This window comes from uncultured Pseudacidovorax sp., assembly GCF_913773995.1.
GTDB lineage: Bacteria > Pseudomonadota > Gammaproteobacteria > Burkholderiales > Burkholderiaceae_C > Xenophilus.
The window spans coordinates 1-15,920 of the sequence record NZ_CAJYES010000162.1 but is presented as its reverse complement, the minus strand read 5'-3'; the positions used below and the strand labels follow the sequence as shown (position 1 = coordinate 15,920).

The window sequence follows — 15,920 nt, the reverse complement described above, 5'->3', positions numbered from 1 at the left end:
TTCTAGAAGTCGAGGTCGGCCACATGGATGGCGTAGCCCGCGGCATCGCAGACCTGCAGGCGCAAGGCCAAGGCCGGCGCCAGGGCGTCGCCCTCCACCAACGGCACCGCCGCCGCAGGCGTGGACGTGCCGGGAACGGGTGGCATCAGCTTCTCAAGCACCAGCTGCCCTACCGTGGCAGCCTGGCCAGGCTTGCACTTGTCGATGAGCTGCAGCGGCGCACCGGTGAAGGCGTTGCGCATGGCCCCCAAGGGCCCGGCGTCTGCCATCAATGCCTGGGCACAGGCGCCCCAGCGCGGCGATGTCTCCGCGAGCGGCTGCGGCGCGGCGCAGGCCTGCGGCAGGAAGTCCTGCCCGCGGCCCGCCGCGTGTGCCGCGGCCATCCAGTGCGACAGCTGCTCCGCCTGCGACTTGCTCCGCTCCGTCAGCGTGGCGTGACGCCAGGTACGCGCGGCGGCGGAACCCATGAAGACCATGGCGGCCAGCGCCAGCATGAAGAAGATGCCGTCGCCACCCAGGCGCATGGCCTTGGAGGGGAAAGAAGGAAGCGGGAGGTGTTCTGGCACGACAGGGGTGCGGGACGCGAAAGCTGCAAGGGCAGCAAAGCGTGCGCCAGAACATTCGTTGACCAGTACAGTGTTTTTCGACGGCTATTCACGCGCCCGTCAACGAGCCGCACTGAGCCGCGGCCATGGCGTGATCCACAGCGGTGCAGTGCACCAGATGGGACGACACCCACGCACCTCGTTGGCGTCCTCGAGCACCGGCGCTCACCCCGCGCTCGCCCTCGCATGGTGGGGCTCGCCCGGCCGGCGGACGGGTTGAAGGCCGATCGCGCCGCGACCCGTTCGGCTCAGCTGGAGATGCCCAGCAGCTGCTTCACCAGCCCGTACTGCGCATCGAGCATCGAGGTGCCGAGCGAGATGCGGCAGCCGCGGGCCTGCGCGGCGACCAGCAATGGCGTGAGCGCCGGGGTCATGATGATCTCGGCCACATCGGTGGAAGCGGCGAGCCGACCGACATCCAGGGGCAGCGCATCGCCTTCGTGCATGCCCATCGAGGTGGTGTTGATCACGACGTCGAAGCCGCGAGGATCGTCCGGCCCCGACGCGGCAGCACAGCCCGGCCAGGCCGCGCCTACCGCCTCGGCCAGCGCCTGTGCGCGCGCCGCCGTGCGGTTGTGGATGACCAATGCGCTGGCGCCCGCCTCCGCGACGGCAAAAGCCACCGCCCGTCCGGCGCCGCCCGCGCCCAGCTGCAGCACGCGGCGGCCCGCCAGGCCGATGCCGCCCGCAGCCAGTCCGTCCACGAAGCCCTGCCCGTCGAGGTTGTCGCCGGTGAGGCGGCCGTCGGGATCCCGGCGGACGAAGTTGACCGCGCCGATCAGGCGCGCGCGCGGCGTGACCGCATCCAGCAGCGGCATCACCGCGATCTTGTGCGGGATGGTCACGCCGAAGCCCCGCACGTTCTGCAGCAGCCGCAATGTGCCGATGACGGTGGGAAGGTCCGACGGGCCCACGTGCAGCGGCGACACCGCCATGTCCAGCCCCTCGGCCGCGAAGCGCGCGTTGAGCCGGTCCGAACCGACCACATGCGCCACCGGATTGGCCAGGATGAACAGGATGCCCGTCCGGCCGGTGATGCGAAGGGCGGCGCTCAACGCGCGTCTCCCGCGGCCAGCGCGCGGCCGACCGCCTCGGCCACCGCCGGCGGCGTGAGGCCATGGCGCTCGAACAGCCAGGGCATCGAGGCGCCCTGCGCGAACCGGTCGCGCACGCCCAGACGCAGCAGGCGCGCGCCGCCCCCGGCTTCGGCCAGCGCCTCGGCGACGGCCGAGCCCAGTCCGCCGATCACCGAATGGTTCTCCAGCGTGACGATCAGCCGGCGCTGGCGGGCCTGTGCACGCACGAAGTCGTCGTCGAAGGGCTTGAGCGTGTGGGCGTTGGCCACGGCCACGCCCAGTCCCTGGGCCCGCAGGGGGGCCGCGGCGGCCAGCGCCACCTCGACCATCAGGCCGCTGGCGATCAGCAGCACCTCGCCTTCGGCGGCTTCCAGCGGCTGGATCTCGCCGATGCGCAGCGGCATCCAGGGCGTGCCCGCGGACAAGGCCTGGCTGGCGCGCAGCAGGCGCAGGTAGACGGGCCCCTTGTGGTCGGCCGCCGCTCGCACGGCGGCGGGCACCTGCGCCGGGCCCGCGGGCTCGATCACCGTCATGTTCGGCAGGGCCCGCATCAGCGCCACGTCGTCGATGGCCTGGTGGCTCACGCCGAGGATGGTGGCGAGCCCGGGCAGGAAGCCCACGATCTTCACGTCGGCCTTGGGGTAGGCCACCTGCATGGCCACCTGGTCGTAGGGCCGCCGCGTGGCGAAGACGCAGAAGGTGTGGACCCAGGCCTGCATGCCGCTGCGTGCCAGTCCGCCCGCCACGCCGACCATGTTGGCCTCGGCGATGCCGGCGTTGATGAAGCGCTCCGGCAGCGCGTCGCGGAACAGGTCGGTCTCGGTGGAACTGCTCAGGTCGGCGGACAGTGCCACGATGTGACCGCGTTCGCGTGCCAGCGCCAGCAGCGTCTCGCCGTAGTAGCGGGGCACGGCGCCCTGGCTGGCAGCTGCTGCGCCCGGCGCCGGCGCGACCGCATGCGCGCCGCCCTGGGTGAAGTCGTCGACCACGACCGCATCCGGTTGCGACAAAGGAGAAAGAGTGGCGTCACGCATGGCTGGCCTCCAGTTCGGCCAGGGCCGCATCGGCCAGATCGGCGGGCAGCTTGGCGTTGTGACTGATCACCCCCTCCAGCGCACGCACGCCCTTGCCCGGCACGGTGGTGGCGATGAGGATGGTGGGCTGCGCCCGGTTGGCCCGGGCCAGGCCGAAGGCCGCGACCAGGGCATCCAGGTCATGGCCATCGACCTCGACGGCCTGCCAGCCGAAGGCCCGCCACTTGTCGGCGATGGGCGAGAGCTTCAGCACCTGGTCGGTGTGGCCCTCCACCTGCATCCAGTTCAGGTCGAGGATCACGCAGAGGTTGCCCAGCTTCTGCGAGCCCGCGAACATCGCAGCCTCCCACACTTGGCCCTCTTCGAGTTCACCGTCGCCGAGGATGACGTTGACCCGATAGTCCACGCCCGAGATGCGCGAGGCCAGCGCCATGCCGGCCGCGGCCGAGACGCCCTGCCCGAGCGAGCCGAAGGTGCCTTCGACCACCGGCCCCAGGCGCTCGGAGACATTGATCTCCAGCACGGAGCCGTCCACGACGTAGCCGGCCAGATCGGCCTCGGGAATCATCCCGCGCAGCGCCAATGCCGCATGGAAGAGCGCCGAGTTGTGGGCGGTCGAGAGGATGCAGCGGTCGCGCCGCGACCAACGCGGGTCGGCCGGATCGATGGCCGCCTCGTGGAAGTAGAGGCTGGCGAACAGCTCGGCGGCACCCAGGCCCTGCTGCACATAGCCCTGACCGTGGCGGCGCACCAGCTGTACCACCTGGCGGCGCAGCATGCGGGCCACCTCGCGCAGCTCGGAGGTCGGCAGGGCCAGGCGGCCTGCCGCCTGCCAGCGCGGATCGACACCGGCCGCCACAGGGCGTGGTGCGGCGTCACCGGCGTCATGGACGCCCTCCGCCAGGACGGAGCCGGCGCTCATACCGGCACCTCGAAGGGCGTCGGGTCCAAGAAGCGCTGCAGCACATTGCCCGTGATGCGGCTGATGTTGTTGTCGTAGCCGTTGTGGCTGAGCGAGAGCACGTACGAGATTGAGCCCGTCGCGAAGACCGCGCCGCCGTTGGCCGTCTCGAAGAACACCATGTCCGCCCGCACCAGCGCGTTCTGCTCGCCGTCCAGGCCGTGCACCGTGGTGCGGTATTCCTCGGGCGTGGGCAGCGCGCCCGGCCCGAGGCCGTGCGAGGTGGCCAGCATCACCGCATAAGGCGGGGAGCCCAGGCCGACGTCGAAGCGGTCGATCTCGATGCCTACGGCCCCCCCGATGCGCACGCCGTAGTCGCCGATGCGCTCGCCGGGCGCGATGCCTTCGACCGCAAAGGCCACCCGCGGGTTGGCCGCGTCGGGCGTCAGCAGGTAGTAGCCGGCATGGTCGTAGACCATGGCCGCGAAGCCCACGCCGATCAGCTTCTGCGGCGCGAAGCCGCTGTGGCGCCACAGCGCCCCGGGCTCGCCGGTGCCGGCCAGGTGCACCTCGCCGGGCTGCGATTCCCAGGTGCGGGTGCCGGCCATGCCGCGGCGCACTTCCACCGCGGCGGGCGCCTGCGGATGGAAGGCGCAGCGCCAGTAGAAGCCGTTGGCGCCCAGGGCCAGGTGCCGGCCGCCCGCGTTCTGGAAGGCCATGATGCCGTTCATCATGGCCTCGCTGTAGTACTCGGGATGCGACAGCGTGGCGAGCGTGCGGTACCCCGCCAGCGCGCCGGGCCCCTGGCGGTCCAGTTCGACGTCGGTGATGACGTCGTAGTCGATGCCCTTCTCTTCCAGCCAGTCCAGGAAGTGGCTGTCGATGGCCAGGTTGCCGGGCGTGGAGCGCGGCCGCATGTTCAGCACCGGCCGTAGCCAGGAGCTGTAGGCGCGGCCGCTGCCGTCGATGTGGTGGTCGTAGGTGGACTGACCGACCTCCGGATGCTCCTGCAGGTAGACGTCGTCGCCGGTCAGCATCAGCAGCCGCTCGGTCAGCACCTCGAAGTGCACGGCATGCAGCCGCAGCGCACTGTTGGCATAGGCCATGTAGGTCATGCTGGCCGCCAGCACCGCCAGCGGGGCTCGCACCGCATCGGCCGCGGGCGTGATGAAGAAGGTGATGAAGGTCTCGGCATCGTCCGCGGCGCGCGCCCCGCCCTCGCCCGGCGGGCGCAGGCGCAGGGCATAGAAGCCGGACTTCCAGCTACGCGGCACGTCGAGCTCCAGCGTGGCGGGCCATTCGCAGTCGTAGATGTCGTCGCTGTGGAAATGGATGGCGCCGTACTGCTGCGGCGCGGCGCGCCAGTCGTGCACATCGCCCGTCCAGCGCACGCCGGTCATGGCGCGGCAGGGCAGCTGGTGCAGGCGGCCGTGAAGGCGGTTGGCCGAGATGTCCGGCACGTCCAGCGTCTCGATGCCCTGCGAGAAGTCCCAGCAGGCCACCAGCTGCGCATCGGCCTGGCCGGGCCGGGGCGCCTCGTCCCAGCGGCGCAGCGCGTCGGCCTCCATGATTCCCAACACGATCCGCGGACCTTCGATCTTGCCGTCGTAGTGGCCCGCGCAGCGGACCTCCGTGCGAGTGCGCAGATGTGCGCCCGCCGTCAACCCGCATTGGGCGTCGATCTGCCATGGACCGGGTGCCGTGCGGCGCGCCTCGTGGCGCTGCTCGGGCAGCACGCCCTCGGCCAGGCGGCACTGCAGCACGTGCATCTCGCCCGTGGCCGGGTCCAGGCTGGCCTGCACCCAGTACCAGCGCCGCTGCTCCAGCGCCACGCCCGTCCCCAGTTCGGCGACGCCCGCATCGCTGCCCACGCGCAGGCCCACGCCGGCGCGGCTCACCTGCAGCGCATAGCCCCGGCCCGTGTCGTCGCACCAGCGTGCCATCACGGTCTGCGGCGTGTCGGTCAGGCGGGTGGGCCAGATGTAGGCGCCGAAGGTGAAGGTCCCGGCGGGCGCCAGACGCGGATCTTCCGGCACATGCAGGAAGGAGCCGCAGGGCACCTCGCGGTGCACCACCGCATGCAGGCCGTCGATCGGCGACGCCATCTCCTGGTACTTGATGCCCGGGCCGGTGGCGTCGGCGTCGGCGCAGCGCACGCGCACGAACTTCACGTCGGCCTGTGTCTGCTGCGCGCTGCTGAGGTGGAAGCGGATGCGATCGCCCGCGCGCACGCTGAGTTGGTCGGGGTAGCCGACGAAGGCGTTGGTCTCGATGGGAAAGGTCATGGTGGAGGAATGCGGTGCGTGCGTGAGGCTCAGTCGATGTCCAGCGGGGTGCCGGCGAGCGCCTGCCAGCGCAGCTTGAAGACATGCCATTCGGCCTCGTCCAGCGACTCGAAGACCACGTCGTGGAAGACCTTCACCTTCTGCCCGCGCTCATCGGGCATCTGCGCCAGCGCCCAGCGGCGGCCGGGCTCGACCGTCAGCAGCAGGTAGCGACCCGGAAAGGCGCCCCAGCGCATGCGGTGCAGCAGCTTGCGCAGCTCTTCGCTGTGGGGGCCTCGGATGTTGCGGCGGAACTCGCTGGCGAGCTCGGTGCGGCTCGGGTCCAGCACATAGCGCGCGGCCTGGGGGTCGCTGGTGTGGTCCATCATGGTCAGGGCGGTGTCTTGCCGGGGGGCGCCGGCTGGTTGCGAAGCGCCAGCAGCTCTGCCGCACGCTCGGGGTTGTGGTCGATCTCGGTGAGCACCTTCACGAAGTTGCGTCCGCCTTCGACCAGGTCGTCGCGGATGGCCTGGGTGACCAGGGCCACGTCGCGCGCCTGCAGGCCCTTGAGGACGTTCATGTGCTGGTGCTCGGCGTCGTAGCTGGGATGGCCGTGCGGGTACAGGAAGTTGAGCATCGGCCCCACCTGCACCCAGATGCGGTCGAGCAACTCGGTGAGCTGCGGCATGCCCGAGCGGCGATAGATGCCGAAGTGGAAGTCGAAGTTGTGCTGAAGCGCGGCGCGGTAGTCGCGCGTCTTCTCCGCCCGCATCAGCAGGCGGTGCGACTCGGTCAGCTGCCGGATCGCCGCGTCGTCGAGCAGCGGGATCGCCCGCTCGGCCGCCAGCGGCTCCAGCGCCAGCCGGATGTCGCGCAACTCCAGGTACTCGGCCAGGCTCAGCTGCCGCACGCGGATGAAGTAGCCCTCCTTCATCTCCAGGGCGCGGTCGCGCACCAACTGGATCAGGGCCTCGCGCACGGGCGTCTCGCTGGTGCCGATCTCCTTGGCCAATTCGCGGATCTTGAGCCGCTGCCCGGGCTGGAAGACCGCGGACATGAGCTTCTCGCGCAGGCTTTCGTAGATCTGGCTGGCGAGGTTGGTTCGGCCGACGACGTTGAGACCAGGGGTGGACATGTTCATCTCTGTGGGGCTGCGAAGAAAGCCGCCGGGGCGGCGGCGCAGCGAGTATCGGGGCCGCTGCGCGCCGCCTGCCCGGCCTTCCGGCTCAGCGGCCCAGCCACGCGATCCAGCGGTCGCGCAGCATCTGGCGGTTGTTGCCGATCCACTCGTAGTCGGCCACGATCAGCTTGTCGAAGTTCTCGGCCGAGGTGGCCAGCATGGCCCGCCGCTCGGGCGGGAACAGGTTGGCGGTCTTGGCGCTGCCGGTGTCGTAGCTCACGGCATCAACGAACTTCACATGCTGCTCGGGCGGCAGGCTGTAGAAGAAGTCGAGGTAGGCCATGGCAGCCTTGGGGTGCGGCGCCCCCTTGGGGATGGCCATGTAGCCCACGTCGCGGATGGCGCCGTCCCACGACACGGCCAGCGGCACCTTGGCATTGATCAGCGAGATGAGACGGCCCGAATAGCCCATGGTCATCACCACCTCCTTGCTGCGCATGGTCTGCTGGAGCTGGTCGCCGCTCTTCCACCACACGGCGATGCTGGGGCGCAGCTTGTCGAGCTTCTTGTAGGCGCGGTCCAGGTCGAGCGGGAAGAGCTTGTCGGGCGCGACGCCATCGGCCAGCAGGGCGGCCACGGGTACCCACCATTCGCGGTCGCCGGTGTCGGGCAGCCCGCGCGGGCCGGGGAACTTGGCCGTGTCCCAGAAGTCGGCCCAGGTCTTGGGGCCCTTGCCGTCCTTGAAGACGTCGGTGTTGTAGCCGATCTGCATGCCGCCCACGGTGCGCATCACGCCGTAGGGCGTGCAGGCGCCCTTGACGCCGTTGGCGGTCACGCTGGGCAGCTTGCTGCAGTCGATGGGCTGCAGCAGGTCCTTCTTCTGCACCAGGTCGGGCGGCGTGGCGGTCACGATGTCGAACTCCATGCCGCCGCTGCGCGACATGGCCTGCACCTTGGCCCACTGGTCGGGCACCTCGATGGCGGCGGGGATCACCTCGACGCCCTTGGCCTTGGAGAACGGCGTGTAGAAGGACTGCACCAGCGCCTTCTCGATCAGGCCGCCGGTGGTGGCGATCACCAGCTCCTTCTCGAGGGCCTGGGCCGAAGCGCCAGCGGCACCGAGCAGCGCCGCGCCGCCGAGGACGAGCGCGCAGGCGCCCTTGCGTGGATCGAGCCAATTCATCATCACGAACTCCTTGCGAGTGAAGACCAGGGATAGGGAGAGAAGGCAGGGGGCTCAGCGGCTGCGCCGCCGGGCCTCCATGACGCGCAACAGCGCGGCAGCGACGAGCACCGCGATCGACAGCAGGGTCAGCAGCGTCGCGATGGCGGGAATGACAGGCGTGAGGTTCTGCTCGATGTCCTCGAACATCCGGCGCGGCAGCGTGCGCTGGCGCACGCTGGACACGAAGAAGGACACCACCGGTTCGTCGAAGGAGATGATGAACGCGAACAGCGCACCGCTCAGCAGGCCGGGCACGATCAGCGGCAGCGTCACCAGGAAGAAGGCGCGCAGCCGGCTGGCGCCGCAGCTCATGGCGGCGGACTCCAGGTCGGGGTCCACGCGCGACAGCGCGGCCGAGACGGTGAAGACGACGAAGGGCAGCGCCAGCACGGTGTGCGCCGCGACGAAGCCGGTCATCGTGCCCACCACGCCCAGGCGCTGGTAGAACAGGTAGCAGGCCACCGCCACCGCGATGTGCGGGGCGATCACCGGACCGATGACCATGAGCTGCGTGGCCGGACGCAGGCGGGCGGCGCCGCGCACGATGGCGTACGCCACCATGGTGCCGATCACGACCGAGCAGACCATGGTGAGCGCCGCCACGCGCAGACTCAGCAGCGTGGCGCGCTGCCATTGCGGATCGGCGAAGAACTCCTCGTACCAGTGCAGCGTGAAGCCGCGCGGCGGGAACTCGAGAAAGTCCGCCGGGCTGAAGGACATCGGCACGATGATCAGCGTGGGCAGCATGATGAACAGCACCACCAGCCACACGTAGACGCGCAGGGAAAAGCTGCCCAGGTCGAAGTGGGCCTTGTTGCGACGGGCCGGCGGGGCGCTCGGGGTGTCGGTCATGCGCCGCCTCCCATCAGACGGTTGAAGCTCACGGCCTTGTTGAAGACCATCGTCAGGGTGGCCACGACCACCATCAGCACGCCGATCAGCGCGGCCGCAAAGGGCCAGTCGAGCATCTCGCGCACCTGCTGCGACACCAGCGTGGCGATCATCAGCTCCTGCGGGCTGCCCACCAGCGCGGGCGTGACGAAGAAGCCCAGCGCCGAGAGAAACACCATCAGGCAGCCGCTCCAGATGCCGGCCCGGCTCATGGGCAGCAGCACCTCGAAGAAGGCGCGCCGGCGGTTGGCGCCCAGCATGGCGGCCGCGCGCATGTAGTCGTCTGGAATGTTCTTGAGCGCCGAGTAGATCGGCAGGATCAGGAAGGGCAGCAGCACATGGGCCATGGCCAGCACGACGGCGCCCTCGGTGTAGAGCAGCTTCATGGGCTCGCCCGTCAGGCCCAGCCACTGCAGGGCGTTGTTGACGATGCCGTCGCGGCGCAGCAGCACGATCCAAGCCGCGGTGCGCACCAGCACGCTGGACCACAACGGCAGCAGCACGCAGGCCGTCAGCAGCAGGGCGACCGCGCCTTTCACGCGCGTCATCATGTAGGCGATGGGAAAGCCCAGCACCAGCGCCAGCACGGTGGTGAGCAGACTGATCCATCCGGTGCGCACCATCACCCGCAGATAGACGGGGTTGTCGAACACACGGGCGTAGTTGTCCAGCGTGGGGTGCGGCTCCAGCACGCTGAGCGACAGCAGGCTCAGCAGCGGATACAGGAAGACGATCAGCAGCAGTGCAAAGAAGGGCGCGAGCAGCAAGGCCGTCCAGCCACCACTGAGCTGCCGGCCGCCCAGCCAGAGCCGGCGCAGCGGCGACGGTGGCGCCAGGGCCGATGCCGCCACGGGAGGGGCGACGGCGCTCATGCCGTGGCCGCCTCTTCGCCATAGACGCGCAGCGCCTCGGGCGACCAGCGCAGGCCGACCTGGTCGCCGGCCTGCACGTTCACCCGGCTGGGGTCGGACAGGCGGGCGCGCAGCTCGGTGCCATCGTCCAGGTTGGCGATGCACAGCACGGTGGAACCGCTGTAGATCACGCCGGCCACACGGGCGCGCAACGCGGACGGGTCTTCGGGATTCACCAGCGCGATCTGCTCCGGCCGCAGCGCCGCCACGCCCCGGCCGCCCGCAACGTCCAGACCCACCAGCGCCTTCGCACCCACCTCGCAGTGGTGCGTGCCGCCCGGCAGCTGTACCGTGGCCGCCTCGCCACGCAAGGGCCCCACGCCGACAGGGATGAAGTTGGTCTCGCCGATGAAGCCGGCGACGAAGCGGTTGCGCGGCCGTTCGTACAGCGCCTTGGGCTCGTCCAGCTGCTGGATGCGGCCCTGGTTGAGGATGGCGACCCGGTCGGCCATGGTCAGCGCTTCGCCCTGGTCGTGGGTCACGAAGACGACGGTGATGCCCAGCTGCGATTGCAGGCGCTTGATCTCCAGCTGCATCTCCTCGCGCAGGTTCTTGTCGAGGGCGCTGAGTGGCTCGTCCATCAGCAGCACCTTCGGCCGATAGACGATGGCGCGGGCCAGGGCCACGCGCTGCTGCTGTCCGCCCGACAGCTGCGCCGGCATGCGCGCGCCCAGGCCGGCGAGCCGCACGGTGGCCAGGGCCTGCTCGGCCAGGCGGTGGCGCTCGCCTTTGGCCACGCCGCGCATCTTGAGGCCGAAGGCCACGTTGTCCAGCACCGTGAGGTGCGGGAACAGCGTGTACTTCTGGAAGACCATGCCCAGGTTGCGATGGTTGGCCGGCAGGTAGGTCACGTCGCGACCGTCGATGGCGATCTGGCCGGCATCGGGCAGCTCGAAGCCGGCGATGCTCATGAGGATGGAGGTCTTGCCCGAGCCGCTGGGCCCGAGCAGCGCCAGGAACTCGCCCGGACGGACCTGCAGCGAGACATCGTCCACGGCGCGGACGGCACCGAAGCGCTTGGCCAGCCGCGTGATCTCGATGGAGGCGCCGCCGACAGGGTCGGCCGTACCGGTGGGCGTGGGACGGGGGTCGGATGCCATGTGCATCTCTCCTTCAATCATGGAGTCCGGCGACGTCATCGGGACCCGTAGCGCCGGGAAACGGCGGCGAAGGCGGCGTCGGTGGCTTCGAGTGCCTGGTCGATGTCGGCCTCGGTGTGCGCGAGCGACAGGAACATGTTGTGCCGGGGATGCAGGTAGACGCCGCGGCGCAGCGCCTCGACGGTGAAGGCGGAGCCCTTCTCGAAGGCCGGATCGTCCTCGAACAGGATCAGCGGCAGCGCGGCGGGGCCGGTCTGGCGCACCGGCATGCCGTGGCTGGCGGCCTGGGCGGCGATGCCGTCGCGCAGGCGCTGGCCCATGGCCCGCACATGGCCGACCACGTCCTGCGCATCGGCCACGTCCAGCGTGGCCAGGCTGGCCGCCATGGCCACGCCGCCCGACCAGAAGGAGCCCGTCGCATAGATGCGGGTGGCGGCATCGCGCAGGCTGTCCACGCCGGTGACGGCCGCCAGGGCGTAGCCGTTGGCGATGGACTTGCTCCAGGCGCACAGGTCAGGCCGCACGCCCACCGTCTCCCAGCTGCCGCCGGCATGCACGCGCATGCCCGCACGCACCTCGTCCACGATCAGTGCTGCCCCGGCCCTGTCGCACAGCTGGCGGGCGTGGCGGGCGAACGCGGCGGTGGGCAGCTCCTGGTCGACGCCCAGGTCGTGCTTGAAGGCCGCGCACACGATGGCGGCCAGGTCGTCGCCGGCCTTGGCCACGGCGGCGTCCAGGCTCGCCGTGTCGTTGTAGGTGTAGTAGATGAGATGCGCCCGGTCCTCGGCGGTGATGCCCACCGGCACCGGCGTGCACCACGGGTCGGCGCCGTGGTAGGCCTTGGTGGCCACCAGCACCTTGCGCTTGCCGGTGGCGGCACGGGCCACCATCAGGCAGATGGTGGTGGCATCGGTGCCGTTCTTCTGGAACAGCGCCCAGTCCGCATGGGCGGTGCGGGCCACGAAGCGCTCGGCCAGCTCGACGAAGCGCTCGGTCGGGCCGTTGAGGCAATCGCCCAGCGCCTGCTGGCGGCGGGCCGCCTCGTCCACCTGCGGATGGGCATGGCCCAGCAGGTTGGGGCCCCAGCTGCACATGAAGTCGATGTACTCGTGGCCATCGACGTCCCACACGCGGCAGCCCTGCCCGCGGGCGAAGTACTGCGGATAGCCAGCGGGCAGCTGGGCCGCGTTCAGGTGCCCGGTCATGCCGCCCGGCACCACCTTGAGGGCGCGCTGGCGCAGAAGATGGTCCCGCTCGCCGGCACCGGCGCTGGAAGTTTCGGAAGACATGGGAAGAAGCCTTGGTGGTCGTCGAGTTCGGCCGTAGGATATATCATGTTTTATGTAACGCAATAGCCCCCTGGACGCCGCGGGTGCTTTTTTTCCAACGCAAGGAGACTGGAATGGCCCTTCTGTTCGGCGCCCTCGCCGATGACCTGACCGGCGGCATGGAGCTCGCCGCCATGCTCGTGGCCCAGGGGGTGCGCTGCGGCTTCGTGACGCATCCCTCGGCGCTGGACGCCCTGCCCCGCGACATCGAGGCCGCCGTCATCGCCGGCAAGACCCGCGTGGTGCCGGCGCACGAAGCGGTGCAGGCCTTTGCCGAGGGCGCCCGGGCGCTGCAGGCGCGGGGCGTTCGCCAGCTCTTCTTCAAGTACTGCGCCACCTTCGACTCGACGGACGCCGGCAACATCGGCCCGTGCGCCGACCTGCTGCGCGAGATCACGGGGGCGCGCTTCACGGCCTTCTGCCCCTCCTTTCCGGAGGCAGGCCGCCGCGTGTTCCAGGGCCACCTGTTCGCGGACGACATGCTGATCTCCGAGTCGCCCAAGCGATTCGATCCGCTGACGCCCATGCTCGACCCCAACCTCGTGCGCACGCTGCAGCGCCAGACGGCGACCCGAGTGGGGCTGCTGCCCCAGCAGGTGGTGCATGCCGGCGTGCAGGCCATGCGCACGCACGTCGCCCAGCTCCAGGCGGCGGGCGTGGGCTTTGCCATTGCCGATGCGGCCGAACCGGACGATCTCGCGGCGCTTGCGGCCCTCACCTGGGACTGGCCGCTCATGACCGGCAATTCCTCCATCGGCGCCTACTACCCGGCGCACTGGCGGCGCAACGGCTGGCTGGCACAAGCGCCGGCCGACCAGGCGCTGCCACCCGTGGCAGGCCCCGCCGTCGTGCTGGCCGGCAGCTGCGCGGGCCGCTCCATCGAGCAGCTGCGCGCCTTCGCCCTGCACCGGCCGGTGCTCTGGCTCGACATGGTCCGTGCGCTCGAAGGCGCCGACGTGGTGGGCGAGGCCCTTGCCTGGGCGCTGCCCCTGCTTGCGGCGGGGCCGGTCGCCATCGCCACGTCCGCCGATGCCGCCGAGGTCGAGCGCGTACAGGCCCGCGCCGGCAAGCTGGGCGCCGCCGCCGTGGCCGAGGAGGTGCTGGGACGCCTGGCCCTGCGCCTGCGCGACGCAGGCGTGCGGCGATTCGTCATCTCCGGCGGAGAGACCTCCGGCGCGGTGCTCCGCCACCTGGATGTGAACCGCCTGGTCGTGGGCGCCTACGAAGGCCCTGGCGTGGCCCGCGCCGTGACCGACGACGCGGGCGAGGCCCGCCTCGCGCTGTGCCTCAAGTCCGGCAAGCTCGGCCCCACCGACATGCTGCTGCCCATGCTCCAGAGCATGGCCCACGGCGGGTAGCGGAAGCCTCCGCCCCCTGCTGCAACCTCACCTCTCATCAGAAAGCCGACCGATGACGATTTCAACCACTGCCCCGATCTCCGAGGACACCCTTCGCCAGGCGCTGGCCGACAGCTACCGCCGGCTGGCCAACCTGGGCCTCAACACAGGCAGCGCCGGCAACATCAGCTGCCGCTTCGACGGCGGTGCGCTGATCAGCCCTTCCGGCGCCGACGCCCACAACATCGACGCACAGGCCATCGTCTCTATCACCATGGACGGCGAGAACCGCTCGCCGGGCATCCCGTCGAGCGAATGGTCCATGCACACGGCCATCTACCGGCACTATCCGCAAGCGATGGCGGTGGTGCACACACACTCGGATGCCTGCGTGGCCGTGTCGGCCCAGCGCCGTCCTATTCCGGCCTTCCACTACATGCTGGCGGGCTTCGGTGGCGACGAGGTGCCCTGCGCCGCCTATGCGACCTTCGGCACGGATGCGCTGGCGGCGTCGGCCGTCGAGGCGCTGGCCGGGCACACGGCCTGCCTCTTGGCCAACCACGGCATGGTCTGCCACGGCCCCTCCCTCGAAAAGGCCGTTGCCAATGCGGCCAAGCTGGAGACGCTGGCGCGGCAGTACTGGATGAGCGCCCAACTGGGCACACCGGTGGTGCTGGATGCTGCGGAAATGGCGACGGTGCGCGACCGCTACCGCAGCTACGGCAAGGCCCGGCTCAGCCGCACGCCGGGCACCGTCTGAGGTCCGGCGCCACATGGCACTACCGACGGGGATCAGGGCAGCCGGACCGTGCCCTGGATGACCACGCCGGGCTCGCGCTGCACCGGGTAGACGGGCACCGGCACGGGCACATAGGCCGGCGCCGGCACGGGCGCGTAACCAACCGGCCCGCGGTCCTTGCATTTGCGCTTCTCGTCGAAGTCGCCGTTCTTCTTCCACTTGCGCTCGATCTTGCAGGGGCCATCCCAGTAGGCCTCTTTGTGGCCGGGACCATGGCCCTTGCCATGGCCACGACCGTGCGGCGGATCGGCCAGCGCGAGCGTGGGGGCGATGAGCAGGCTGCCGGCGAGGCAGGCGAGCAGGCGATGTGTTGTCATGGTGCGCGGCGATGGTGACTCTTGCGGCGGCAGCATAGAGGCGACGTCTGGCGGCCGGGTCGGCCAAGTTCAACGGCCGGCATCGGACGAGATCACCAGAAGGCCCCCATGCATCGGAGCGATCCGCCGGGAGCACGACGCATTGCCGGTGGCGCGTCCCACCGTCGCGCGTTTGTCAGACGCCGTCCGGCAACACGTTCCACGCGACGGACAGCCGCATCGATCCACCCCGCTCCAGCAGCCGCAGACCCTCCTGCCCCGGCAGGTGGAAGGCATCGATCGGGTGGGTGATCGGCTCCAGGCAGAAGGCCTCGCCGTGCGGCGGCCGGTAGACCAGGCAGTGGCCGTCACCCTGCACCGCCGGCTCGATCTGCCGAAGCTGCACCTGCAAACCCCATGAGGGCCAGCACACCGTGGCCACGCCGTCCCAGCCGAGGAAGGCGTTGTCGATGAAGCTGCCATGGGCAGGCATGCCGGCCGGCAGATTCCAGTCGGGCGGCAGCACGGCACTGCGCCCGGAGGGAATGGGATCGTCGCCGCTCAGCCAGACGCCCTGCACCGCCGCGTGGATGCAGGTGTCGGCCGCGCGCATGAACCACGGATGCAGACCCAGGCCATAGGGCAGCGGCTCGGCGCCTTCGTGGCGCACCTCGACCCACTGGTCGAGCCCGCGCTCACGCAGGCGCAGCCCCTGGCGCGCGCTGAAGCGATAGGGGCTGCCACCGAAGCCGTCGGACTGCAGCGTCATCTCGATCTCGCCTGGGCCCGTCTGCCGCAGCTGCCACGGCTGCAGCCAGCCGTCGCCATGGATCGGATAGGGCTCGCCCTCGCGGTTGGGCTGCATGGCATGGAAGCGCCCCGCCACCTCGAAGCCGCCCTGCGCGATGCGGTTGGACCACGGCACCATCGCGAAGGAGGCCTGGCGGTAGAGGTCGTCGCTGCCGTCCCACGGACGCCAGAGGTCCACCGGCGCGCCCTGCGGCGGCAGCCACTGCCAGGCGGCCACTGCGCC

Annotated in this window: 16 protein-coding genes; 2 read left to right on the top strand and 14 right to left on the bottom strand. The window is 70.4% G+C overall.

Annotated elements, in window-relative coordinates:
* Nucleotides 1-2: 2 nt before the first annotated feature.
* From QZ772_RS15140 to QZ772_RS15085, 12 genes are all read right to left on the bottom strand, one after another.
* Nucleotides 3-524 carry a hypothetical protein gene (locus tag QZ772_RS15140; RefSeq protein ID WP_295527840.1) on the bottom strand — a complete coding sequence of 174 codons (522 nt, stop codon included), beginning with the start codon at nt 522-524 and terminating at the stop codon, nt 3-5.
* Between the two features lie 329 nt (nt 525-853).
* On the bottom strand, nt 854-1,660 hold the full coding sequence (locus QZ772_RS15135; protein ID WP_295527838.1) for a shikimate dehydrogenase: 807 nt from the start codon (nt 1,658-1,660) through the stop codon (nt 854-856).
* Entirely contained in the window at nt 1,657-2,715 is a 1,059-nt protein-coding gene (locus QZ772_RS15130; protein WP_295527836.1) for a transketolase C-terminal domain-containing protein, read from the bottom strand. The genes QZ772_RS15135 and QZ772_RS15130 overlap by 4 nt, the downstream gene beginning before the upstream one ends.
* A complete protein-coding gene (locus QZ772_RS15125; RefSeq protein ID WP_295527834.1) occupies nt 2,708-3,637 on the bottom strand; it encodes a transketolase in 930 nt (309 codons plus the stop codon). The genes QZ772_RS15130 and QZ772_RS15125 overlap by 8 nt, the downstream gene beginning before the upstream one ends.
* Nucleotides 3,634-5,901 carry a N,N-dimethylformamidase beta subunit family domain-containing protein gene (locus tag QZ772_RS15120; RefSeq protein WP_295527832.1) on the bottom strand — a complete coding sequence of 756 codons (2,268 nt, stop codon included), beginning with the start codon at nt 5,899-5,901 and terminating at the stop codon, nt 3,634-3,636. The genes QZ772_RS15125 and QZ772_RS15120 overlap by 4 nt, the downstream gene beginning before the upstream one ends.
* A gap of 29 nt (nt 5,902-5,930) precedes the next feature.
* On the bottom strand, nt 5,931-6,269 hold the full coding sequence (locus QZ772_RS15115; RefSeq protein ID WP_017757784.1) for a hypothetical protein: 339 nt from the start codon (nt 6,267-6,269) through the stop codon (nt 5,931-5,933).
* A 2-nt stretch (nt 6,270-6,271) separates the two neighbouring features.
* The gene (locus QZ772_RS15110; protein WP_295527831.1) at nt 6,272-7,015 is read right to left on the bottom strand and encodes a GntR family transcriptional regulator; all 744 of its coding nucleotides are present in this window, start codon (nt 7,013-7,015) and stop codon (nt 6,272-6,274) included.
* Nucleotides 7,016-7,106: 91 nt separating this feature from the next.
* Nucleotides 7,107-8,186 (bottom strand): ABC transporter substrate-binding protein, encoded by a 1,080-nt coding sequence (locus QZ772_RS15105; protein ID WP_295527830.1) that lies wholly within the window; start codon nt 8,184-8,186, stop codon nt 7,107-7,109.
* Between the two features lie 51 nt (nt 8,187-8,237).
* Complete coding sequence (locus QZ772_RS15100) at nt 8,238-9,077, bottom strand: ABC transporter permease (RefSeq protein WP_295527828.1); 840 nt, start codon at nt 9,075-9,077, stop codon at nt 8,238-8,240.
* Entirely contained in the window at nt 9,074-9,988 is a 915-nt protein-coding gene (locus QZ772_RS15095; protein WP_017757788.1) for an ABC transporter permease, read from the bottom strand. The genes QZ772_RS15100 and QZ772_RS15095 overlap by 4 nt, the downstream gene beginning before the upstream one ends.
* On the bottom strand, nt 9,985-11,127 hold the full coding sequence (locus tag QZ772_RS15090; protein WP_295527822.1) for an ABC transporter ATP-binding protein: 1,143 nt from the start codon (nt 11,125-11,127) through the stop codon (nt 9,985-9,987). The genes QZ772_RS15095 and QZ772_RS15090 overlap by 4 nt, the downstream gene beginning before the upstream one ends.
* Nucleotides 11,128-11,162: 35 nt before the next feature.
* The gene (locus QZ772_RS15085) at nt 11,163-12,416 is read right to left on the bottom strand and encodes an aminotransferase class III-fold pyridoxal phosphate-dependent enzyme (protein WP_295527820.1); all 1,254 of its coding nucleotides are present in this window, start codon (nt 12,414-12,416) and stop codon (nt 11,163-11,165) included.
* A 113-nt stretch (nt 12,417-12,529) separates the two neighbouring features.
* Between QZ772_RS15085 and otnK the strand changes: the two genes are divergently transcribed.
* Nucleotides 12,530-13,813 carry a 3-oxo-tetronate kinase gene (gene otnK / locus QZ772_RS15080; protein WP_295527816.1) on the top strand — a complete coding sequence of 428 codons (1,284 nt, stop codon included), beginning with the start codon at nt 12,530-12,532 and terminating at the stop codon, nt 13,811-13,813.
* 52 nt (nt 13,814-13,865) lie between these two features.
* Complete coding sequence (locus QZ772_RS15075; RefSeq protein ID WP_295527815.1) at nt 13,866-14,552, top strand: class II aldolase/adducin family protein; 687 nt, start codon at nt 13,866-13,868, stop codon at nt 14,550-14,552.
* Between the two features lie 32 nt (nt 14,553-14,584).
* Here the strand turns inward: QZ772_RS15075 and QZ772_RS15070 are convergent, their stop codons facing one another.
* On the bottom strand, nt 14,585-14,908 hold the full coding sequence (locus QZ772_RS15070; RefSeq protein WP_295527812.1) for a hypothetical protein: 324 nt from the start codon (nt 14,906-14,908) through the stop codon (nt 14,585-14,587).
* Nucleotides 14,909-15,083: 175 nt separating this feature from the next.
* On the bottom strand, nt 15,084-15,920 hold an 837-nt coding region (locus QZ772_RS15065), incomplete at its 5' end, for an aldose 1-epimerase (RefSeq protein ID WP_295527810.1).

Coding starts and splice junctions, on each gene's coding strand:
- QZ772_RS15140 (WP_295527840.1), bottom strand. CDS start 524: ATGCGCCTGGGTGGCGACGGCATCTTCTTCATGCTGGCGCTGGCCGCC.
- QZ772_RS15130 (WP_295527836.1), bottom strand. CDS start 2,715: ATGCGTGACGCCACTCTTTCTCCTTTGTCGCAACCGGATGCGGTCGTG.
- QZ772_RS15125 (WP_295527834.1), bottom strand. CDS start 3,637: ATGAGCGCCGGCTCCGTCCTGGCGGAGGGCGTCCATGACGCCGGTGAC.
- QZ772_RS15120 (WP_295527832.1), bottom strand. CDS start 5,901: ATGACCTTTCCCATCGAGACCAACGCCTTCGTCGGCTACCCCGACCAA.
- QZ772_RS15115 (WP_017757784.1), bottom strand. CDS start 6,269: ATGATGGACCACACCAGCGACCCCCAGGCCGCGCGCTATGTGCTGGAC.
- QZ772_RS15110 (WP_295527831.1), bottom strand. CDS start 7,015: ATGTCCACCCCTGGTCTCAACGTCGTCGGCCGAACCAACCTCGCCAGC.
- QZ772_RS15105 (WP_295527830.1), bottom strand. CDS start 8,186: ATGATGAATTGGCTCGATCCACGCAAGGGCGCCTGCGCGCTCGTCCTC.
- QZ772_RS15100 (WP_295527828.1), bottom strand. CDS start 9,077: ATGACCGACACCCCGAGCGCCCCGCCGGCCCGTCGCAACAAGGCCCAC.
- QZ772_RS15095 (WP_017757788.1), bottom strand. CDS start 9,988: ATGAGCGCCGTCGCCCCTCCCGTGGCGGCATCGGCCCTGGCGCCACCG.
- QZ772_RS15090 (WP_295527822.1), bottom strand. CDS start 11,127: ATGGCATCCGACCCCCGTCCCACGCCCACCGGTACGGCCGACCCTGTC.
- QZ772_RS15085 (WP_295527820.1), bottom strand. CDS start 12,416: ATGTCTTCCGAAACTTCCAGCGCCGGTGCCGGCGAGCGGGACCATCTT.
- otnK (WP_295527816.1), top strand. CDS start 12,530: ATGGCCCTTCTGTTCGGCGCCCTCGCCGATGACCTGACCGGCGGCATG.
- QZ772_RS15075 (WP_295527815.1), top strand. CDS start 13,866: ATGACGATTTCAACCACTGCCCCGATCTCCGAGGACACCCTTCGCCAG.
- QZ772_RS15070 (WP_295527812.1), bottom strand. CDS start 14,908: ATGACAACACATCGCCTGCTCGCCTGCCTCGCCGGCAGCCTGCTCATC.